Raw genomic sequence first — 22,873 nt, 5'->3', positions numbered from 1 at the left:
TACTCTCTTATATAATGACAACAAGCCCATACTTAATCAATAAATATAGGCTCGTCTATTTTAGACAGAGCATTCTCACTGCTAACGCTATGTCATAAGTATGATCAAATAAATCCGTTAAATTATACTTTGCTATCTGTCGTTGTCTGCTCTTTGCCACTAGGTACAAGCCATTTAGCAAAACATCCTGACAAATCATCCATCAAAGTATAAACCACTGGAATCACCACAAGGCTTAATAACGTCGAAGTCACCAGACCACCCAATACCGCAGCGGCCATCGGACGACGGAAGGTTGGATCGGCATCACCCCAACCGAAGACTAAGGGCAACATCCCCGCGCCCATCGCAATGGTGGTCATAATAATAGGACGCGCCCGCTTGCGGCAAGCATCGATAATAGCCTCAAAACGCGCCAAACCTCGACGCTGTGCAATCAGTGCATAATCGACCAATAAGATAGAGTTTTTGGTGGCAATACCCATTAGCATAATAAAGCCGATCATCGATGGCATAGAAAGACTGCTATTGGTAATAACCAAGCCCACAAAAGCGCCGCCTATCGATAAAGGCAATGCCATCAAAATGGTAAAAGGCTGCAATATACGCCCAAACAATAGAATAAGTACGCCTAAAATACAAACCACACCGACCGACATCGCAATCACAAAACCGCTGAATAGCTCAGCCATGTTTTCTGCTTGACCTTGGTCAATAATGGTAATGGAAGGCGGTAGTTGTTGCATGGCAGGTACTGATTTAACCGCTTGTACCAAATCTCCAAGCTCGCCACTCGCAGGTTGCACCGTGATACTGATGGCGCGTTCCCGATCGAGCCTGCTAATCTGCGCAGGCCCAGTGCCAAAGTCTAATGACGCGACTTCACCCACACGTACACCCTGTCCTGCTGGTAACGAGCTCGGTACATATAGACCTTCTAATTGACTGACATTTTGCTTGGCAACATCTGGTAGACGAATGACGATAGGAATCTGCCGCGTATCCAAATTGAGCTTGGATAAACGCTGCTCATAGTCACCCACCGTCGCCACTCGTAACGTCGTAGCTATGTCTTGCGTGGTCACACCTTTATCCGCCATCGCCAGTCTGTCTGGCGTCACCGTTAACTCTTGACGCGGCAAACTGCGGTCACTGGTCACGGAGCCAGCACTGGGCAGCCCTCGAATCTCTGACATAATTTGCTGAGCGGTTTGTTCAAGCAATTGCGGATTGGTACTGGTCATAGAGAAGTTGTAACCACTCTCTCCACCACTCGACAAACCGACGGTAAAGCGCGCGCCTGGGACTTCTGCCAACAAACTACTTATTTGACGTTCAATCTCTTGCTTAGAGCCGCGCTCTGCACGTGGTGCTAGCACGATGTCTAGACCTGCTATATTTTCGGCTTTGCCACCACTAGAGTTTGAGTCCATGCTAGCCTGAGCCTCACCGACTGAGGTAAAAATATTGGTGACTTCAGGCATTGCTAAAATACGCTCACTTGCCAGCGCAGCAACGCGCTCTGTGTCTTCCAGTGCAACGTCAGGTGTCAACTCAATCGCCACACGAGTTTGGTCAATGTCATTATCAGGAATAAACGATGTTGGTAGTAATTTGACAAGCATCAGTGACGCCACGAATAACACTAAAGTTGCACCCATCGTCAGCCAGCGATGATGCAGTGTCCATGCTACTATTTTGAGATACCAACCCATCAGCGCGCTTTGCTTCTCAACGTGTTTTTTCTCTGGTCGCAATATATACGCTGCCATCATCGGTGTGATAAGGCGCGCGACCATCAAAGACGCAAAAATCGATAATGCAGCCGTCCAGCCAAACTGACGGAAAAACTGTCCAACGATACCGCCCATAAAGGCGGTGGGTAAAAACACGGCAATCAAAGTAAAGGTGGTCGCGACTACCGCCAAGCCAATCTCGTCAGCCGCTTCCATCGCTGCTTCATACGGTGTCTTGCCCATGCGTAAATGCCGTATGATGTTTTCGACCTCGACGATCGCATCATCAACCAATACACCAATCACTAACGACAATGCCAACAAAGATATAATATTGAGGCTAAAGCCAAATAAGTACATACCTAAAAAGGTGGGAATCACTGATAATGGCAAGGCGACAGCAGCAACTATAGTTGCCCGAATATTGCGCAAAAATAAGAATACAACGACGACTGCTAACAGACCACCTTCGATCAGCATCCGTAAAGAAGCTTGATAATCTTCAGCGATGGGCGTTGCCCGATCATAGACCTTTTCAATAGTGATATTACCTACATCGGCTGACAGCTTGGCAAGCTCTGCATCAACCAGCTCCATGACCTCGACTTCACTGGCACCACGCGAGCGGGTGATGTTAAATGCCACCACCGTTTGCCCGTCAAGCTTAGCAATAGAGCTTGGGTCAGCCGCGCCATCTGTGATTTGTGCCATACGTCCAAGCGCTTGCGTGCCGCCTGCTGGGATTGCCACTTGTAAATCATTGAGCTCACTTGCCCGCTCCACCGCACCAAGGACACGAATCGTCTGGGTGGTTTTGCCCACTTCTGCTTCACCACCAGAGCTGTCCTGCTGAATACCCATGATTTGATTGGATAGTTGTGTGATAGAGAGCTTAAGACCACTCAAGGTAATCGGGTCAGCTGCGACGGTAATTTCACGCTGCAAACCACCAATACGGCTCACCGTACTGACACCCGGTATGTCAGAAAGACGCTTGGTGACCGTATCATCGACGAACCAAGACAAGTCTTCCACATTCATGTTTTCAGAAGCCACAGAATAAGTGACAACGGGGAATCCTGCGGTTGAAACTTTAGTAATAATAGGGTCATTGGCAGCGGCAGGCAAATCGCCGCGTACCTCGCCTACTGCCGAGCGCACATCATCGACCGCTTCCTGAATATCCTTTTCTAACACAAACTCTGTGACCATGGTGGCAGCACCCGTTTGTAACGTGGTGCGAATATGCTTGATGCCCTCAATACTGGTGAGCTTGTTTTCTATCTTTTTTGCGATGTCGTTTTCGAGCTGTGATGGCGCGGCACCCGGTAAAGTCACCGTGACCACGACTGCAGGTAAGTCAATATCAGGAAACTGCTGCACCTTCATTTTCATAAAGCCATAAATACCGCCTAACGTCAGTAGTATGAATAGCAAAATGGCAACTAAAGGATTTTTTATCGAGTAAGCAGAAACATTTAAACTCATGGTTGTGCCTGCGCTGCTGTACTCGCTTGGCTAACACCATCAACGATACGCACCAAATCTCCATCATTTAAAAAGCTGCCGCCTTGTTTGGCAATTTGACTGTCACTAGGCAATGGCTCTAGCACTGCCACATTTTCGCCAAGTCGCTCGCCCAATGTCACTCGTTGTTGCTTGATACGACCCATGGTCTGACCATCTTGAGTCGTCACATTGGTTACTAGCATCACATAATCATAGCCATCGTTGCTGACGATAGCGCTATTGGGTACCGTTTGCGTACTGGCACTGCCTAATAGGAACTCACCCGTTTGATACATACCTGCCCGTACTTTTGCATTGGCTGCCAAGCTCGCATAGATGGTAATCTGCCGGTTGTTGTCCGCCGTTGGTGCTATGCGGCTCACTTTCCCCATTACCGTATCACCATCTGGTAAGCTCACCCGTACTGGCGTCCCGACACTGACTTCACCGACAAGCTTGGGATCAATATCTGCACGCCATTCCAAAATACCACCTTTAATGATAGTAAATAATGGCTCGCCACCAGCAACCATACCGACCTCCGCCATTTTCTCGCTGATGACACCGCTGACTGGTGCGACCACTGTTGCATTATCTACACTCAAGCGCTGAGTGCTCAGACGCGCTTTGGAGGCTTGTAGCGCAGCCTGTGCTTGAAGTTTTGCAGTGCGATAGCGATCGGCTTCTTGTTTACTAATGGCATCAATATCTATCAATGGCAATACACGGGCAGCATCAGCACTGGCATTGGCAAGCGTCGCTTCTGCTTCGGCAACATCTGCCTCTGCTTGCAAGACTTGCTGCTCCATAGCATCGGTATCAAATATCGCCAATACTTGACCCGCTTTGACGCGATCACCTTCTTCGACCAATATACGCTCGATAGCCACGCCATTGACTTTAGCACTGACATTCGCCGTATCTTTGGCATCAATGGTGCCATCAGCACTGAGTGTGTTACCAATATCATCTTGGCTTGGGCTGACCGCCTCTACTGATAATACCGCCTGCTCAGTACTCGTAGCGCTTGCAGTGGCACCATCACTTGAAATACGACTAGAAACTGGCGATTCATCGGTCGCGGCTTTATCACTACCGCCCCAATACTTTCCAAGTAGCACACCAATGATAAGCACGGCTGCCAATACGGGTAACAACCATAACGGTAATTTTGAAGAAGTTTTTTTAGACAATGTATCAGACTGGCGATACGGTGGTAGCTCAGATGGTTGAGGTGGCTCAATGTTGGTTTCTTGCTCGCTAGTCGGTGCTTGCTTATTATTAGGGTGTTCAAAATCACTCATAGTCGGTCTCTATAAATAAGCACGGTACTAACGCCGTAAAAAGTATAAGGGAAACAAAATGATGCTGGCAGAGCTTATCAGAATAGTCTTTTATCATTGTAGACTATCTCGTCATTGGGTCAATTGTGTTAAGTATCTACAGAGTCAATTGTTGATAGTAATCAAGACATTGAACTTAATAAAAATATTAGTAGCAAAGATTATAAAGTGAACGATAAGTAAAGACAAAAGACAGCCTATTCCTAGCTCAGTCCCAGTTCATTGCATAAGTCTTCTTCGCGCAAAGTTCCTCTCTTAAAACTTATTCCGCCAATGAAAAAATGACCAAATATGTTGTCATATTGAATGAATTAAGATACGACCATTATAGTTGGAACAATCACTCGTAAAAATTAATGATACATACGCCCTACAGTTTAGACTTGTATTTATGGGGTAATTTGTCATTATTAAGATAACTCTACTAATAAAGGAATCCATCATGGCTAATAAATCAGACGTAAAGAAGCTTAAACAAGAAATTAAAGATACCAAAGCAAAAATTAAGCAGAAAAAGAAAGACCTCAAAGAGCTTAAGAAGTCATTGAAAAAGTCGAAAAAAGCCAAATAGCTTTGTTTCGAAATGATGGCTTTACGTCAAAAAATAGAAGAGGACAGCGTTGGCTGTCCTCTTTTTTACCATTAATTTAGCCATTTTTAGCCCATTTAAACGATAATCGATTGAATTGAGGACACCCCTTAGGCATTAGTATAACGACTCGCCTCAGGCATCCAGCGGTGAATCAGTTGGCTGACATCTGCCTTGCGCGTAGGATCTGCAATTAGATGTTTGGCTAAACGCTGAGCAATGGCAAACAGCTGCTCGTCACGTATCAGATCAGCCAAATAATAACCGACGTTACCCGTTTGACGTTTGCCCAATAACTCGCCGGGACCACGTAGCTCCAAATCTTTTTGCGCAATAACAAAACCATCAGTGCTATCACGCAGGACATTTAAGCGCTCTGTACCTGTCTCTGATAATGGCTTTTGGTATAACAGTACGCAATAGCTTTTGGTTGAGCCACGCCCGACTCGCCCGCGCAGCTGATGTAATTGCGATAGACCTAATCGTTCGGCATTTTCGATGACCATTAACGACGCATTAGGGACATCTACGCCGACTTCAATGACCGTTGTGGCAATTAGCAAGTCGAGCTGACCTGCTTTAAATGCCTGCATGATGGCTTGTTTGTCAACGGATTTCATCTTGCCATGAACAAGACCAATACGAATATTCAAGCGCTCATTTAAATCCTCATAAGTGGCTTCAGCGGCTTGCGCATCTAGCACACTAGACGCTTCGACCAACGAGCAAACCCAGTACGCTTGCCTACCCGCTTCACAATTAACCGCAATCCGCTCAATGACTTCATCGCGTCGATTACGGTCAATGGTCACCGTAGTAATTGGCGTACGCCCCGGTGGCAATTCATCGATAATCGAGGTATCCATATCACCATAAACGCTCATCGCGAGCGTGCGCGGAATCGGGGTGGCGGTCATAATCAGCTGATGCGGTGTGCTATTCGCCACACCTTTATTGGTCAGTGCCATACGCTGCTCAACACCAAAGCGATGCTGTTCATCGATAATAACTAAGCCCAATTTGGCAAACTGCACCTGCTCTTGAAATAATGCATGAGTACCGACGACCACTTGCACAGCGTTTTCTGCGACTGCTTCCAACGCTTCGCGGCGCTGCTTCGCCGTTTGTTTCCCAGCAAGCCAGCCGACACCGATACCTAACGGCTCAAACCATTGTTTGAAATTGACCAAATGCTGCTCTGCTAAAATTTCTGTGGGTGCCATAACAGCCACCTGCCAGCCACTATCTAGCGCATAACCCGCCGCACCCGCTGCGACCAGAGTCTTGCCCGCGCCCACATCACCTTGCACCAACCGCAGCATTGGGATGGACGTTGCCATATCAGCCGTAATATCTTTCATGACTCGTTGCTGGGCGCTAGTTAGATCAAATGGCAATGCGGCAAATAGCTTATCGGCAATCGGACTTTGTGTGGCACATTTGGGTGCTTTATGCTGATGCAGTTGCTGACGACGATATAACAAGCTGAGCTGATGGGCGGTTAATTCTTCAATAATTAAACGCTGGCATGCTGCATGAGTACGGGCACTTAACTGGGTGAGTAGCTGATATTGTCGTCCTGCGTCGGTATAAGTCGGTGGCGTATGCAGTAATACTAAGGCCTCAAATATCGTCAGATTATAGACGTTGTTATTAACTTTTCTAGTAGCGACTGTATGGATATCACTGTTTGTATTATTATTGGCATCATAGACATTGGTTTTATCGACATTACTAACGCTATGACCAGTCGTATTATCTGGCACACTACGCGCCAGTGTCGAGAATATATCTTCTGGATACTCTGCCTCTGTTATCGGTATTTTAGCCGGTTCAAAAGGTGCTAATGGCAAGTCAGCCACGACTGCAAAGTCTGTAGGAGTAAACAGCGTCATCGGTAAGCCTTCACTGCGAACCGTCTGTAATGCCAGCTTAATTAAGGTACGCAGCTTATTTTGATGCAAACCTTTGACACTTGGATAAATAGGCTGCAAACCGGTATTTACTACCGTCTCATTACTACTGAGAATTTGATATTCAGGATGGTGGATTTGCTTACCATAACGACTCACCTTTACTTCGCCAAATAATTGCAGCTGCGTCCCTAAGCTCATGGTTTGTGCAAGACCACGATAAACCTTAAAAAACCGTAGCGATATGGTGCCCGTATCATCATCTACCACGACTGTCATACCGCTGCGCTTGGTATCGACGTGCACCACACGCCCAGTAATTAACGCAGACTGCCCGTGCCCCACCTCTGCTATAGACAGCAGTCGGCTACGATCTTCATAATCACGTGGCAAATGCAGCAATAAATCAAATATTCGTTTAATATTCAATTGTGCCAACTGTTCTGCGACTTTTAATCCCACACCCGCCAGTGCCGTCACTGGCATATCTAGCGCTGAGAGTGGCAGCTCAAACCTTATATGGTCTGTTGGGCTGGATAAAGAAGCGTTCACCGATACTGACATCAAAGATCCTAACGATATTATTTTTAATTTTCATATACTCATTCAAGTATTTTCAATATACCGTAAATGATGACAGTTTTTATAAAAAAGCTGTCATCAATAGGACACATCAAAACACCGACTCATTTCATTATAGCTGACAATACAATTGCTTATGCTCAGCTATTTAGTAATACTGCGTCAAAAAGCCTGAAAGTCAAACGGCTCATTTGTATCATATCAATAACTGATGTCTTATTTTCCGTATTATGGTCATTTTATAAGGTGTTTTTATGTTCCCTCCTGCCCAGTATCGACAACCTCTTCATAGTCTAAGAGTGCGAAATAGTATGAGAGTGCTATGCACCAGCTTAATTGCCGTACTCGGATTATCTATCAGCGCTTGTAGCGCTCTAACGCCAGCGCAGCCGTTACCTGAAGCATCTGAAATAGCGCAGCCTAACATTGCGTTGGTATTGGGCGGTGGTGGTGCCAAAGGCTTCGCCCATGTTGGAGTGATTAAAGCACTAGAAGCAAATGGTATCAAACCCACGCTCATCGTTGGCACCAGCGTCGGCAGCTTGGTTGGTGGCCTATATGCGAGCGGTTACACACCAGTACAGCTTGAGCAACTGGCACTGACCACTACAGATAGCGAATTGACAGATTTTGTCTTATCCAACCAAGGTGTCATCGAGGGTATCAAACTCAAGAACTTTATCAACGATAAAGTCGATGGACGAGTAATAGAGGATTTCCCTATCCGCTTTGCAGCAGTCGCGGCGGAGAAGCATACTTTGAAAAAAGCCATTTTTACCACTGGTGATGCGGGGCTTGCCGTTCAAGCGTCCTGTAGCGTACCGAATATTTTTATTGCACCGCGTATTCCCGCAAAGGTCGGTAAAAAATATATCGATGGTGGCGTGGTCAGCCTAGTACCTGTCGATAGCGCCCGTGATTTGGGCGCTGATATTGTTATTGCCGTTGATGTGACAGATACTGGTATTAACAATATTAGCAGTGTCTCTACACTTGATAAAAAATTAAACCTCAACGGATTAAGCAATTTTTGGGGATTTTTGGAGAGTAATGTCGTAGCCCCGCCAAGCGCCAATCGTGCCTCATCGATGCAGCGTGAACGAGATCGTGCTGATGTGCTGATTACGCCTGCGGTCAGTCATATCAGCTCACTAGATACCAGCCAGCGCCGTGCTCTCATAGCTGCAGGCTCGCAATCCACTACCGCACAGATGGCTGCCATCAAGCAATTAATCAAAGAAAAATCTAGCCGAAAATACGCGACGCTTTAAGTGCCTTGCAACGGCGTACCAAGATTTCTTGTTAACAACCCACAAAAAAGCACCACAGCAACGAGCCGTGATGCTTTTTGTGATTAAACGAATATTAAGCCGGTATTAAATAAATCACACTGATAAAATACTTAATACTAAATGACTGGCTTATTTCACACGTGCACGGTATTTAACCACTACGGTATCATTAAGACCAACACCCTCTAAATCCCAGCGTACCGCTTTATAATACTTTAATGGAATTTCTTGCAGTTGGTTATCCACTTTTCCACGTAATGGCATACGGGCAAAAGTATTGCCGTCTGCACTGCCGTATGGAAATTCAGGTGATACTGTACGCAATAACTCTACCTGCTCAGGGATACTCATCGTCACGGTCATTTTTCGGACGCGATCTGCATTGGTATTGGTAAAATAGCCTTGGTACTCCAAAACATTACCTGATTGTAGGCGCGTACTAGCATTCACCGGAGCCAAAACCTCTTGACCGTTTGCATCAACGCTAATCAATGACGCGGTAATTTTACTATTGACGGCCTGTGCACTCGAGTTGCTGCTTTTAGTAGCATTGGTCTGTACAGCTGCCGAACTATCGACGGCTTGTTCTGGCGTCGGTAGCATTGCCGAGGCTTGCGTCACTACCATCGCACCGATGAGCGTACCAGCCACAACGTGGAATAAGCGATGTCCGCTCCAAGCACTAAATGGGCTAGCAAATTGGTTACTTTTTTTCATGGTTTTCATTATCCCTGGTTAATATGTCGGTAAAACGCAGCTGGTAAAACTTGAATGACTTTTGATATATATTGAATCGTTGATAGGCAGCGCAATTTAGACGGAACATACCCACTTATAAGAAACATGCTATAAGAAACATAACTCACTATAAATGGTCGACTGTTATAGTACTGGCAGACCTAGTATCGCTGCTGATTGTAGTGACAGCTAATGGCAAGCGCTGCTGGCGTCTATATTGTCATAGCTGGTCAGCTTATCGTATAAAGTTTTTATTTTTATTGATTATCTTCGTTCATCGCCTGTAAAGCAATAGCGTTTAGCATAGCAAAAAGTGTTTGTACGTACACTAACCCCGTGTTGAGGTTGTGTATATCGTCCATCAGTGATAAAAATTGATTGATACTACTGAAATAAAAGATAGCTCATAACGGCGTTTTTTGCTATGGTAATTCTTTAGCGATAGGCATTTTTTGCTACGCCCCTTTTCTTATTCTCACTACTATTGCCCTTATTATGACTACTAGCGCCATGCCCCAAATCAACCCTGAATACGTCCATTGGTTCCGTAACTCTGCCCCCTACATCAATACCCATCGCGGCAAAACGTTCGTGATTATGTTTGGTGGTGAGGCGGTCAATCATCCAAATTTTAGCACCCTTATTCATGATTTTGCGCTACTGCATAGCTTAGGTATCAAGCTGGTATTGGTACATGGAGCGCGACCGCAAATCGAAAAGAACTTGAAAGATGCTGACATTACATCCCCACTGCATCAAGACATTCGAATTACACCGCGCGTGGCGATGCCTGCTATTTTACAAGCGGTAGGCGCTATTCGCCTACAACTCGAAGCACAGCTGTCGATGGGACTGGCCAATTCACCTATGTATGGTTCACGCATCGATGCCATTTCAGGCAATTTTGTGACCGCACGTCCTTACGGTATTCGTGATGGTATCGATTACCAAATGACTGGCGAAGTGCGCTCTATCGATGTTGAAGCCATCAAAAACAACCTGCTACACGACCATATTGTGATTTTAGGCTCAATGGGTTATTCAGCGACTGGTGAAGTCTTTAATTTGCTAGCTGAAGACGTGGCGCTCAGTGCAGCTGTGGCACTGGGTGCTGATAAGCTTATCTTCTTGGGTGAAGAAGCAGGCATCAATGACGATGATCGCTTACTAAGAGAGATGATTCCCAATGAAGTCGATCGCTTCTTACGTGATCGTGATTTAAATTGCGAGATCAATTATTTCTTAAATTGTGCCAGTTTGGCTTGCCGCCAAGGTGTCCATCGCACCCATATTATCTCGTATGCCAAAGACGGTGCCTTATTAGAAGAGTTATTCACTCGCGATGGCTCTGGTACTCTTATCAGCCACGACCCTTACGAAGAGATTCGTCGTGCCAATATTGACGATGTGGTCGGACTGATTGAGCTGTTATCACCGCTAGAAGAGCAAGGCATATTAGTCAGCCGCTCACGCGAACGCTTAGAGCAAGAGATTGATAATTATAGTGTCATCGAGCGTGATGGTATGATTTTGGGCTGCGCGGCGCTATATCCATTGGATACAGAATCAGCAGAAGTTGCCTGTGTCGCCGTACATCCCGATTATCGTAGCGGTAGTCGCGGTGCGGACTTACTGGCATTTTTAGAGCAACAAGCACGCAGTCATGGTCTGCACAAGTTGTTTGTATTAACGACACGGACGGCACATTGGTTCGTCGAGCAAGGCTTTGCCGAAGTCGAGGCCAGCGCGTTACCTGCATCGCGTCAAGAAAAATACCATAATGGTCGTAATTCTAAAGTCTTTCAAAAAACTCTTTAGATGCTCAATCTCTAGTCATAAAAAAGCCCTCATAATATTATGAGGGCTTTTTTATGATTTTATTTTTTAACATTGGTTCACTAGGGTGTGTACTAAGTATTACTTTACTTTTAATAGCTCAACCGTAAAGATAAGCGTGCTGTTAGGCTCGATACCTGCGTTACCCGCTTCACCATAAGCAATATCTGATGGGATATAAAATTCGTATTTGCCGCCCTCTTTCATCAGCTGTAGACCTTCTGTCCAGCCAGCGATGACTTGGTTCAACGGAAACTCAATTGGCTCACCGCGCTCATAAGAGCTATCAAATACCGTACCATCGATTAACTTACCTTCGTAGTTTACTTCAACCACGTCAGTCGCTTTTGGTGATTTACCCGTACCTGCGGTGATAACTTTGTACTGTAAGCCAGAAGCCGTTTCTTTGACACCTTCTTTTTTAGCGTTTTCTGCTAAGAATGCAGCGCCTTTGGTTTTGTTTTCTCCAGCTTTTGTTTCCATGTCTTTAACGAACTTTTCTTCTTGCTCTTTTTGATAAGTCGTCAATACTTCCTGCATTTGTTCTTGGGTCAATGCTGATTCATTGCCTTCATAACCATCACGGAAGCCTTTTTCAAAGGTATCAAGATTCAGGTCACCGACCGCTTCTTTATTACCTTCAGCCATCATGAAGCCTAAGCTATAACCTACTTTTTCATTTGCTGAGCTTTGCTCGGTGATTGAAACGCTTTTAGCAGCGGTCTCTTGGTTACCGTTATTTGTGCTACAGCCTGTTACCAACAACATAGCACTAGCAAGTGCACCAACGCTTAAAGTAGTGATTTTTTTCATAAAGTACTCTCAAATTGTAAGGATAGTGGCGAGATGTCACATGTTCCTATAATAACAAATCTTAGTTTTAGGAACCATGTTTGCCGTCAAATTATCGGGCGAATGTACAGTCTATGTTAATATTTCTCATCATAATAACAAGTTATCACACAAATACAGTAACACGTTAAGCTTTCTATCTTTAAATCCACTAATACATCAGCTAAGCTAAATGAGTTAAGGTGATAAGTAACCGAGTGTACGTCTTTATCATGGATGATTAACATTGGCAGTAAGGTAATCAACACGAGGGAAACCAACGTTTTTTGATAAGGTTACCTACTCAAAAATTATAATATCACCGCATAACTTACTTTAAAAATACTATTAATTATAACCATCTATGTATTGGTTTCTCTCAACAATAGCTGTACTGATGATATTGTTGAGTGGCTTTCGTATGATGATTAAAGGAGGATAAGATGAATCCAATGTACACATCTTTTAACGGTTATCTTGGTGGGCCTATCGGCTCTATTATTGGTGCTATTTTAATATTTATTATTGGTTGGCTAGTGGCACTGGGTATCGCGGCACTGGTTCGTAATGTATTATCTAGAGTCAATCTGAACCAACGCATGAACTCTTCAACAGGTAAGACCTACGATTTAGAAGGTATTATCTCAAAGATTGTATTTTGGTTTATCTTTATCATCGCGATTTCTGGGGCGCTGAACCAATTGAATTTGAACTCAATCTCGACACCGTTTGCAAATATGGTCAATCAAGTCTTAGCATTTATTCCTAATCTTATCGGCGCTATCGCTGTGGGTATTATTGGTTGGGTCTTGGCTACCGTTGCACGCACAGCTATCAACGCGGCATTGGCGAAAACGTCAATGGATGAGCGTTTGAGTGCTCAGGCAGGTGTAAAACCAATGAGCAGCACGATTGCCGATATGGTTTATTGGTTTATCTTGTTGGTTGTCTTGACGATGGTATTAGGTAAATTAGAGCTTGATGGTTTGTTTGCTCCATTGACGAATATGGTTGATAAAATCTTTAGCTTTATCCCTAACATCCTCATTGCAGGTGTCGTCTTTGTCGTCGGTTATATCATTGCCAAAGTGGTACGCGGCATTGTGACCAACCTTGTGTCTACTTTTAATGTTCAAGAACTGGCTACAAAAGCAGGCTTAAGCGAAAAAAACAGCTTGCCTAATATCGCTGGTTCATTGGCATTTTTAGTAGTGATCATTCCAACTATTATTGCTGCATTAAACGCATTAAAAATTGAAGTGATTGCTCGTCCTGCGACAAACATGCTGAACAAAATCATGGAAGCATTGCCAAACATCTTTATGGCAGTTGCAATTTTAGTCGTGACCTTCTATGTGGTACGTATGGTTGCCAATATCATCAAAGGTTTGATCGAAAACACTGAGATTAATCAATTGCCTGCGAAAGTTGGTTTACAAGAAACAATGGGTGATAAGAGAGTTTCTGACCTTGTTGGTTATGCGATTATCTTCTTTGCGATGTTATTTGCCTCAATTGCCGCCGCTGACTTGCTAGGTTTTGAGCCTATCTCTGCCATTATCGCCATGTTTATTGCGTTTGGTGCCAACATTATCTTGGGCGCAATTATCCTATTTATTGGCTTCTGGCTTGCCAATATCATTGCAGGTGTCGTTGAGCGTTCTGAGCAAGGCTCACAATTCTTAGCAAACATCGTCCGTGTACTAATCATGGGTTTAGTACTTGCCATGGGTCTAAAAGCGATGGGTATTGCTGATTCTATCGTTAACCTAGCATTTGGTCTAACACTAGGTGCCGTAGCGGTAGCCTTTGCCCTTTCATTTGGTCTTGGTGGTCAAGAAGCCGCTGCACGTTTCCTACGTAAAATGCAGGATAAAATGGACAAAGAACGTGAAGAAGCTAAAGCGAAATCTGCTCTTCATGCTAGCTCAAGTACACAAGAAAAAGTTGCTGACTCAGTTCGAGAGAACACGCCTGCTGCTTCAGGTACAATGACTAGTGACTTACCTACTAGCAGTGTCGATACCAGCAATCTTAGTACGGGTCATGTAGATATCACTCACGTTGAAACAAGTGATGACGATATCGACACTGGTTCAAGTCTAGCGCCAAGTAATAAAGGCTTTACTGATATTGATAATAACGACTTAAAATAAGTCATCGTTAACGATATATTTTGAATAAAAAGGACAGCCTAGGCTGTCTTTTTTTATGGCGTAAATTTATTTTCTAAAAAAATCTCGCTACAAAACATTGCTACAATATTATGCTCAGGACTTGGTCTTCCGTGCAGGTATATTCAAATTTAATTGCATTCGCATTGACTCATTTTTACTTGCTGATAAGTTACTTGCCGTTTGCTTTTTATGCTGTTGGTTTAAGCGCTGTAGTTGCTTGGTCAGCTGCCGTTCACGCTGGGTCATCGGATCAACAGGTTGAATCCATAAATCGATATCAATAAAGGTGTCATTAGACTCGTCAATAAAATCAATGCCCAATACAATCACATGATGCAGCTCGGCTATTGGCAGGCGGCTCGCAACATCCTGTGCAATCTTTGCTAAGTTTGGCTGAATAGCCTGTTTACTGTGCTGGCTCTCAACATCTTGTCCATAAAATATTAATACATAATGCCGTCCCAAGCTCTCATAAGAGTGCTGATGGACGACATAACCTTCTTTTTGCAAACTATGTCCTTGTTTAGGATGTCTATATAGAGTTCGAACCAGCTCATGGCGCGAAAATAAAGACTCGTCCAATAGCTGCTGTTGCCAATAACAGCGTTTTATTCCTAGTGTCTCTTTATCAGCATTGTCTAGTACTTCTTCATCGAGCATCTCTATCATTTGGGTGCTTAGCTGCGACCACAGAGCTGCCGCTTGCGCCATATGCTGATGATACATGTGCGCAGTCGTGCTTTTGTTTTTGTAGGCAAGCGTCATAGCGACTAATGCAGGATTAGGCTCATCTTGCACATCGTACTTGATGAGTGCATTATCTACTGCGATAGCGTCCCTAAATAAAGTAGGGCTATGTAAAAACTGAGTGACTAGATCTGCTTCTGATTCAAAGCTAATGACATGATTACTGGCTGAATACTGTAATTGCCCTAAACGATAATGCAAAAATCGCCATAACTCGCATGGTGCTTGTAGGCTTGCTAATATCGCCTGCCAGTCATGCCAGCTAAAAACTTGCAGCTGCTGCATACTGTCGCTCATATCCACCACCAAATCTTCCATAAAATAGCTGACACCAAAACCATGAGTGAGCCGTTTTAGGGATTGTCGTTGCTGGTTATTTATCTTAATTTTATTGATTTCTTCAGCTTTATCGGTGAGCTGAATATCAAAAACTAAAACATTATGGCTTATGTTGTCGTTATTTTTATGCTGAGCAAGACATGTCTTATGCCATATGAGCGCGGCCTTTACTACCGCCACACGCGCAGCTTCAATATCGACCAGACTACTTTTAGCAGGCAAATACAATATGAGCTCAAGTAATGATAGGTTACCCAGTGGCAATTGATAGTGATATTGCTGAGCACGGTAATATGCGTCATATTTATGCTCAAGATGCTGCATATTGGTCAAAGCAATATCTACAGCCTCTTTCTGCAAATAGCAGGTCAACTCATTAACAAGACAATCATTATCAGATAGGGTAATAGATGAGTTAGACACAGTGTTAACCTTTTATTATCGAATGGACGCGTTGTATGGTAAGTTGCTATTGATGAGCATAACACTAGAGCATGTTGAATATTCGCAAATGTTTTTGCTATAACGCAGGCTACCGACGAAAAACTTAACAAAATAAGCCTTATTAAATGCAGTCGCTTTCAGGGCAATGAGTTGTTATGATAATAGCAAAGTAGCATGATTTGCAGTCAAACTTATCGCTTATGGGCTGCCTTTGATTACATTTTTTAGAGACATTTATTAAAATTATTTAATGACAATCATATAATAAAAAGGATTGAACGTTATGAAGCGCTTTAAAGAAAAAACTGTCATTATAACAGGTGCAGATTCTGATATTGGTCGTGCAACGGCGCTTAGATTTGCACAAGAAGGGGCGAATTGTATAATCGTTGGTATTAATAACGATATTTTAGAATACATCTACGAGGATCTGCCACAGGATCATACATGGATCAATACAGGTAACCACCTTACCGTAACCAGTGATATTAATGATTTGACCCAAACGGCAAGATTAATAGAGCATGTACGCGATAAATATAAACATATTGATGTGATGGTCAATATAGATACTGCGGTCGGCATTCATCAGTCAGTTATTCCAGAACTGATAAAAACACAAGGCAATATCGTTAATGTGTCAACGCTAACGGAGATATCAGCAGACTGGAATATAGAGACCTATAAAGCTAGGCAAAGGGATTTAACTGATATTACAAAGAAGCTGGCATTAGAAAATATACCAAATAATGTACGTATTAATGCCGTATCTGCTGGATTGGTGGCAACGGATATCAGCCCAAATCCATTTATTACCCACTCTCCACTAGGGAAGACAGCGACACCATTTGATGTAACTGCCGCTGTGATGTTTTTAGCCAGTGATGACGCTGCCATCATTACTGGTATGAATTTGCCTGTCGATGGCGGGGTGAGTACGTTTAATAGCTAACTCAATGCTTAGTTTTTAGCCATTCTTAAAACTCATCATCGCAAACAAAAGACCCCCTGACATTAATCTGTCAGGGGGTCTTAATATAATACAGATACTCATAACTCATTTAAAAACTTTATTCAGCTGAATTATTGATATCTTGTAATGGTTGAGATAAGCGCTCGGGATGTCTTGGTATCACCCCTTTATACTGAGCATAAATTTTTGGTAAATCTGCTTCGATATCACCACTAGGATAAACCAACGACATAAAGCGTATTTCTTTGGTTTTGTAATCCATCGCTACTGGCAAAATAGGTACACCAGCGCCCACTGCTAAATAATAGAAGCCTGATTTCCAAGTTTCAGTATATTGACGAGTGCCTTCTGGTGCTAACCCCAAAAATAGTGGCTTACCTGTTTTGAACTTATCAATACTTGCTTGCAGCACTGAGCCTTTATCACTACGATCAACGGGAATCACCCCTATCCAACTTAATAGCTGAGCAAATACTGGCACTTTAAATAACGTATGCTTACCCATAATACTGATTTTTAAATCTAAGGCAAATAAACTGGGTATCGCATAAACCCCATCGACATTCGAAGTATGCGGCAGCGCTAAAACTACAGCTTGTGAAATATTTGGAATCTCTCCAACCGTACGCCAACCCGCAGCTTTTAGCATAGCTGAGGCAATCACTGGCGCAATTTTATTACCGCGTTTCGGAACTAAACTACCCAGCTGCTTTTTACTAAGCTTGGGCAATATATTAGAGTTTACAGACTGAGAAGCATCAGCTTTTGAGCGATTAAATAACTTTGATGTCATGACGGCACCACATAATAAAAGATACCTACATAATAACATTAAGCTTATACAACTAAATTGAATTTTATAGGCTTTTATTGCTTGCCAGCTTACCGGTTTATAAACTTATATAAATATATAGCTATTGATGTACATATCCATCAAGCCCATTAGGATATGTCAGCTAAATTGCCTTTATTCTCAAGCCAAACCTTGCGATCAGCAGCACGTTTTTTAGCCAGCAGCATATCCATCACGCTATTGGTCAGCACCATGTCATCCATATCTAGCTGAACTAAACGCCGAGTATCACGGTTCATGGTCGTCTCACGTAACTGCTCTGCACTCATTTCACCCAAGCCTTTAAAACGGGTAATCTGCGCTTTTTTATTGCCCGGCACATTGGCCAAAATGTGCTGAAGCTCAGGCTCATCTAGCGCATAATGCACCTCTTTGCCCACATCCACGCGATACAATGGCGGCATGGCGACAAATAAATGACCCGCATCCACCAAGGCAGGAAAATGCTTCACAAATAAGGCGCAAATCAGCGTGGCGATATGCAGACCATCAGAATCCGCATCCGCTAAGATACAGACTTTGTCATAACGCAGCTCAGACAGATCGTCAGATGCAGGATCGACACCGATAGCAATAGCGATATCATGAATCTCTTGACTCGATAACACCGTATCTGATGACACTTCCCATGTATTGAGAATCTTACCACGCAAGGGTAAAATCGCCTGATAGTGGCGATCGCGTGCTTGCTTAGCACTACCGCCCGCAGAATCCCCTTCTACTAAAAACAGCTCAGCACCATCACGCAAATCACCACGACAATCTGCCAACTTACCCGGCAATGCAGGACCTTGCGTGATTTTCTTACGGGCGACTTTTTTGGCAGACTTGAGACGACGTCCAGCTTTATTAATCGCCAGCTCTGCGATTTGAGTACCCATATCGGCATGCTGATTTAACCACAGGCTAAAGGCATCTTTTGCCAATGTCTGTACTGCCCCAGCAGCTTCGCGGCTAGATAAGCGCTCTTTGGTCTGTCCAGAAAATTGCGGCTCAGAAAATTTAAGCGATAGGATATAGTTCACCCCATCCCAGACATCTTCTGCCGTTAGCTTGACACTACGCGGCAGCAAATTATGAATATCGCAAAACTCACGCAATGCCTCTAAGATACCCGTTCGCAGACCATTGACGTGCGTACCGCCCTGAGCCGTAGGGATAAGGTTCACATAACTTTCTTGAATCGGCGTGCCACCATCAGGCAACCAAGACAAGGCAAAGGTAATAGCAGCACGTTCGCCCGCTTTCGCATCGTAATTATAATAAAACGGGGCTTCAGGTAAAGTTTCTAAACCATCCAACTGTTCGCTTAGATATTCGACCACTCCGTCAGTAAACTGCCAAACCACCTTTTCATTATTAATATCATCGACAAATTCAATCGTCAGCCCAGCTGCTAGAACCGCTTTGGCTTTTAGATTGTGCTTGAGCTGTTTGACATTAAATTTAGGCGTATCAAAAAAGCGACCATCTGCCCAAAAATGCACTCTGGTACCACGTTTGCGTTTGTTTGAGCTGATTGCTTCAGTCAACGGCGTAACTGGTGCGCCATTTTCAAACGCCATATCAAACTGTGTACTATCACGCCATACCGTCACCTCAACACGTGTTGATAACGCATTGACGACAGAAATACCCACACCATGCAGACCGCCTGACACTTCATAATTAGAAGTCGAAAACTTACCACCGGCATGCAAACGGGTCAAAATCAGCTCAATGCCCGATTGATTAAATTCAGGATGAATATCCGTCGGCATACCGCGTCCATCATCTTCGACAGACAACGAGCCATCACTATGCAGTTGCACCTTGATGGTTTTTGCGTAACCCGCCAACGCCTCATCCACTGAGTTATCAATCACTTCTTGCGCCAGATGGTTCGGGCGGGTGGTATCGGTATACATACCTGGACGACGACGTACTGGCTCAAGCCCTTCTAAAACTTCTAACGATTGCGCATTATATTGACTCACAAATGCATCCTTAACGATTCATGTCTGATTAATTCTATTCAACCATTATAACCAAAAACAGCAGCGTTAAGGTCAATACTCAATCGCTTACGTCAGATAATGTCGTCTATTTAAATGTAGGGATAAACTTTGATGAGAAGTTAAAGCAGCTGCTGCAACACATCCATCACCATCGGCAACTGCTCACCAAAGTCACTAAACCGATGATCGCCACCCGCTTGTAAAGTAACCGTACTCCCTTGCTGTTGATAAAAGGCTTTAGACAATTCAGGATTTAATAACTCATCGCCTTCTTTGATAAATACAGCAATTTTTTTAGGATAATGAACTTCTGATAACTGATGACCTGCAAACCATTGCAAATCCGCAGAAGTAATATCCCAACCGCCAGCAGTCGTATAGAGAATTTGGTTCTTTGGCAATTCATCTTCGCCTTGACCTTCATTACTATCATTATTTAGCAGTAAGTCATGAGCAAAGCGCTGTAATGTCACATGTGGCTGAGTACTAGGATTTAATAGTAAAGCCGCACAGCCTGTATGATTGCTTACCAAGGTAGAAAAATACCCACCCAATGAGCTACCAACGAACACAACTTTTGAATCGCTGCCCCATTCTTCAACTAAACTTATCAATTTATCGAACACGTCTTGTGGCGATTTATTCAGATCAGGACGCAGTACATTGATATCAGGATGGTGACGCTGGCAGTATTTTTCTAATAGCATTCCCTTGGTAGAGTTCGCATCACTGTCCAGTCCATGGATATAAATCAAGTTCACGTATCATCTCACTTATTAATTTTGTTATGATTATCTTATATAGGCTAGTGACGCTAAGCATAGCACCCGCTAAACAAAAATAATAACGATAAAACGGCACACCATTAGTCAGTATTTGCGACATAATAATATTGTCATAATAGTTTTATGCAAGTCAAAGGAATGACGATAATAGCAATGGAGTCGCCATGAACCAACAGTTTGAGCTGTTTGAGATTGCCAATCCGTGTATTGGTCTTTGCCAAAGCAATAAAAAAGGCTATTGCTTTGGTTGCCTGCGCAGTCGAACGGAGCGCCAGCGATGGCATGATATGACGACAGAGCAGCAACGCGAGGTGCTAAGGCTTATCGCAGGACGTAAGCTGCGTATAGAGCAAATGAGACAGCGTAAGGGCGAGCAGTTAGGATTTGATTTTGAGGAAGTGGTTGAGGTTGGGGAGTTGTTTTGAGAGATATAGATTAAGTGTAAAGATAATAACTATCTTATGCTTTTAGGCTGAAGCATTTAACCTTAAAGTGTTCAAAGAAATTTTTTTTAATGGATTTTCAGAAGATTAGATCTCTTGTTCAAAATTTAAGTTGAGAAAGACCCTATAGGCTATTACAATTTCTTCTAACTGCTCCGTTATATTCAAACATCCAAAGATTCCGCAAGCTCTTTAAGTATTTTTTCTGATGATTCAACCATGGTTTCACTCACTATTGGTTCTGCCCCATGTATTATTGTATTTCGTAAGGTAATAAGACTCTTTATTTCCTCAAACAAACCTCTATCTATTTTTTCAGCTCGTAGAATAAATTCAGCAAGACGCACATTAGATATTCTTCTTCGTGATGTATTTAAATTACCTTCCAATTCAGATTGGTATGCTTGTCCGTATTTTTGAATTATATTTTCAAGCTCATTATAGTTTTTCAAAAAAGTCTCTAAACTACCTTGCTGTTCTTTATCATCAATAGGGTCAACTTGACGCTGAATGAGTTTACTTTCTTTTTGTATTCTCTTAGGGGAAATAACGTCAAATATAAAATACGCGATTACACATAGATTGATTACAAAGAATGACTGCCCAACATTTATTATTATTGTAATAAATATTAAATTTGAGCTACTTTGAGCCGAAATTGCAATATTTGATAAAAATAAAGTAGCGATTGAAATAAATGTTAGAAAAGTTAGAATTTTGAAATATCTATTTTTTAGACTTTCAACAGCATCTGTAAGAGTGTCATCTTCGAACTCCTCTCTACTTAGTTCATTCCTAAAAAATATGAAGCCAGTAAGAGTTAAGCCATAAATACTAGCTAAAACTTGAGCGGAATTAGAAAAAAGATAAAGAATTTCATTTTCATTTAAACTTAGTAAAGGGGCTTTAATTCCAATGATAGTTGATACTAGCGAAAATAATAAAAGCAATACTATAGATAAAAATATTATATTCATTGTGGATAAAAATGAACTTTTGTAATTAAAAATATAACACTGCTGCCAAACGGAGGTTGGAGATGAAGCATCAATCGAGCAGACGCCACTCTGATCAACGTTATTAGAGTTCATAAATCATTCCACGGTAGCCTTCTTCACTAGTTTCGACATGCGCAAACCCATTCTTAAGTAATAACTGATACATTTTTTCTGATTCAGGTGAACATCTAGCAAATAGCATCAAATTCAGTCCTTTAAATTTATCAAGAACTCCTTGAACCATTTTCTTTCCATATCCCTTCTTCTGAAAATCTTTATGAATTGCGACCATCCACAGTTCATTCCCTTTATTTTTTTCACCAGCAGACATCAACACAAAACCAATAGGTTGACCCTTATGCTAATATATAATCCCACTCGCTTTTAAACCATTAGGACGAATTCTACTTTCTAAAATCAGTGAAATCTCTAATCGAAGCCCATGTGCTGCAGCAGGAAGTTGTTGAAATTTTCGATTAAAGAACCCCTGTTTTGCTCCATTCATAATTAGATCGTAAATGAAATCCAAATCACCAATATTTGCATCACGATGCATTATTAATCCTCACAATTTACCGTTCTGATTAATTTAGCATCAATATCACGTATCAACAATATAAATTAAAATATTCTTAAAAACATCAGCCAAAAGAAAACCCCCTCTGACATAAGTCAAAGGGGGTTTTACTTTTAGAATAGAGAGCTGACGATGACCTACTCTCACATGGGCGAACCCACACTACCATTG

The 22,873-nt window shown here is 42.9% G+C and carries 18 protein-coding genes; 6 read left to right on the top strand and 12 right to left on the bottom strand.

Annotated features, from left to right (window positions below):
- Positions 1 to 122 precede the first annotated feature (122 nt).
- Together I3257_RS11150 and I3257_RS11145 are read right to left on the bottom strand one after the other, a co-directional pair.
- Positions 123 to 3,224: an efflux RND transporter permease subunit gene (locus I3257_RS11150; protein WP_238049785.1), complete on the bottom strand. Its 3,102-nt coding sequence runs from the start codon at positions 3,222 to 3,224 to the stop codon at positions 123 to 125.
- Positions 3,221 to 4,549 (bottom strand): efflux RND transporter periplasmic adaptor subunit, encoded by a 1,329-nt coding sequence (locus I3257_RS11145; RefSeq protein ID WP_238049784.1) that lies wholly within the window; start codon positions 4,547 to 4,549, stop codon positions 3,221 to 3,223. The genes I3257_RS11150 and I3257_RS11145 overlap by 4 nt, the downstream gene beginning before the upstream one ends.
- A 481-nt stretch (positions 4,550 to 5,030) precedes the next feature.
- Here I3257_RS11145 and I3257_RS14175 point away from each other — a divergent pair, with 481 nt between their 5' ends.
- Entirely contained in the window at positions 5,031 to 5,159 is a 129-nt protein-coding gene (locus I3257_RS14175) for a hypothetical protein (RefSeq protein WP_264298302.1), read from the top strand.
- A gap of 128 nt (positions 5,160 to 5,287) precedes the next feature.
- Here the strand turns inward: I3257_RS14175 and recG are convergent, their stop codons facing one another.
- Complete coding sequence (recG, locus tag I3257_RS11140) at positions 5,288 to 7,654, bottom strand: ATP-dependent DNA helicase RecG (RefSeq protein ID WP_238049783.1); 2,367 nt, start codon at positions 7,652 to 7,654, stop codon at positions 5,288 to 5,290.
- Positions 7,655 to 7,926: 272 nt separating this feature from the next.
- Between recG and I3257_RS11135 the strand changes: the two genes are divergently transcribed.
- Complete coding sequence (locus I3257_RS11135; RefSeq protein ID WP_346014815.1) at positions 7,927 to 8,943, top strand: patatin-like phospholipase family protein; 1,017 nt, start codon at positions 7,927 to 7,929, stop codon at positions 8,941 to 8,943.
- A 150-nt stretch (positions 8,944 to 9,093) separates the two neighbouring features.
- On the opposite strand, the gene I3257_RS11130 is transcribed toward I3257_RS11135, so the two are convergent.
- Entirely contained in the window at positions 9,094 to 9,681 is a 588-nt protein-coding gene (locus I3257_RS11130) for a hypothetical protein (RefSeq protein WP_055125406.1), read from the bottom strand.
- A gap of 516 nt (positions 9,682 to 10,197) precedes the next feature.
- On the opposite strand from I3257_RS11130, the gene argA reads away from it, so the two are divergent.
- The gene (gene argA, locus I3257_RS11125) at positions 10,198 to 11,520 is read left to right on the top strand and encodes an amino-acid N-acetyltransferase (RefSeq protein ID WP_045445754.1); all 1,323 of its coding nucleotides are present in this window, start codon (positions 10,198 to 10,200) and stop codon (positions 11,518 to 11,520) included.
- A 99-nt stretch (positions 11,521 to 11,619) separates the two neighbouring features.
- On the opposite strand, the gene I3257_RS11120 is transcribed toward argA, so the two are convergent.
- Positions 11,620 to 12,351: an FKBP-type peptidyl-prolyl cis-trans isomerase gene (locus I3257_RS11120; RefSeq protein ID WP_055125408.1), complete on the bottom strand. Its 732-nt coding sequence runs from the start codon at positions 12,349 to 12,351 to the stop codon at positions 11,620 to 11,622.
- A gap of 461 nt (positions 12,352 to 12,812) precedes the next feature.
- Here I3257_RS11120 and I3257_RS11115 point away from each other — a divergent pair, with 461 nt between their 5' ends.
- Positions 12,813 to 14,525, top strand: coding sequence for a mechanosensitive ion channel (locus tag I3257_RS11115; protein ID WP_201599806.1), 1,713 nt, complete (start codon positions 12,813 to 12,815; stop codon positions 14,523 to 14,525).
- A 114-nt stretch (positions 14,526 to 14,639) separates the two neighbouring features.
- Here I3257_RS11115 and I3257_RS11110 read toward each other — a convergent pair whose 3' ends face one another.
- Positions 14,640 to 16,055 (bottom strand): hypothetical protein, encoded by a 1,416-nt coding sequence (locus I3257_RS11110; protein ID WP_238049782.1) that lies wholly within the window; start codon positions 16,053 to 16,055, stop codon positions 14,640 to 14,642.
- 304 nt (positions 16,056 to 16,359) lie between these two features.
- On the opposite strand from I3257_RS11110, the gene I3257_RS11105 reads away from it, so the two are divergent.
- On the top strand, positions 16,360 to 17,028 hold the full coding sequence (locus tag I3257_RS11105; RefSeq protein ID WP_238049781.1) for an SDR family oxidoreductase: 669 nt from the start codon (positions 16,360 to 16,362) through the stop codon (positions 17,026 to 17,028).
- Positions 17,029 to 17,146: 118 nt separating this feature from the next.
- Here the strand turns inward: I3257_RS11105 and I3257_RS11100 are convergent, their stop codons facing one another.
- From I3257_RS11100 to I3257_RS11090, 3 genes are all read right to left on the bottom strand, one after another.
- Positions 17,147 to 17,842 (bottom strand): lysophospholipid acyltransferase family protein, encoded by a 696-nt coding sequence (locus tag I3257_RS11100; protein WP_238049780.1) that lies wholly within the window; start codon positions 17,840 to 17,842, stop codon positions 17,147 to 17,149.
- Positions 17,843 to 17,991: 149 nt separating this feature from the next.
- Entirely contained in the window at positions 17,992 to 19,878 is a 1,887-nt protein-coding gene (gene parE / locus I3257_RS11095) for a DNA topoisomerase IV subunit B (RefSeq protein ID WP_201555228.1), read from the bottom strand.
- 140 nt (positions 19,879 to 20,018) lie between these two features.
- On the bottom strand, positions 20,019 to 20,660 hold the full coding sequence (locus I3257_RS11090) for a YqiA/YcfP family alpha/beta fold hydrolase (RefSeq protein WP_238049779.1): 642 nt from the start codon (positions 20,658 to 20,660) through the stop codon (positions 20,019 to 20,021).
- 188 nt (positions 20,661 to 20,848) lie between these two features.
- Here I3257_RS11090 and I3257_RS11085 point away from each other — a divergent pair, with 188 nt between their 5' ends.
- Positions 20,849 to 21,109 carry a DUF1289 domain-containing protein gene (locus I3257_RS11085; protein WP_238049778.1) on the top strand — a complete coding sequence of 87 codons (261 nt, stop codon included), beginning with the start codon at positions 20,849 to 20,851 and terminating at the stop codon, positions 21,107 to 21,109.
- A 182-nt stretch (positions 21,110 to 21,291) separates the two neighbouring features.
- Here I3257_RS11085 and I3257_RS11080 read toward each other — a convergent pair whose 3' ends face one another.
- The 3 genes from I3257_RS11080 to I3257_RS11070 are packed head-to-tail and all read right to left on the bottom strand — an operon-like array spanning position 21,292 to position 22,681.
- Positions 21,292 to 22,218 carry a hypothetical protein gene (locus I3257_RS11080; RefSeq protein ID WP_238049777.1) on the bottom strand — a complete coding sequence of 309 codons (927 nt, stop codon included), beginning with the start codon at positions 22,216 to 22,218 and terminating at the stop codon, positions 21,292 to 21,294.
- Positions 22,208 to 22,471 (bottom strand): GNAT family N-acetyltransferase, encoded by a 264-nt coding sequence (locus I3257_RS11075; protein WP_346014816.1) that lies wholly within the window; start codon positions 22,469 to 22,471, stop codon positions 22,208 to 22,210. Before I3257_RS11075 ends, I3257_RS11080 begins: the two co-directional genes overlap by 11 nt.
- Positions 22,472 to 22,486: 15 nt before the next feature.
- Entirely contained in the window at positions 22,487 to 22,681 is a 195-nt protein-coding gene (locus I3257_RS11070) for a hypothetical protein (RefSeq protein WP_238049775.1), read from the bottom strand.
- Between the last annotated feature and the right edge of the window lie 192 nt (positions 22,682 to 22,873).

Origin of the sequence: Psychrobacter sp. Ps7 (assembly GCF_022129225.1) — a bacterium.
Lineage (GTDB): Bacteria > Pseudomonadota > Gammaproteobacteria > Pseudomonadales > Moraxellaceae > Psychrobacter > Psychrobacter immobilis_A.
Note: the sequence above shows the minus strand (reverse complement) of the source record. Positions and strands in the feature narration are given on the sequence as shown.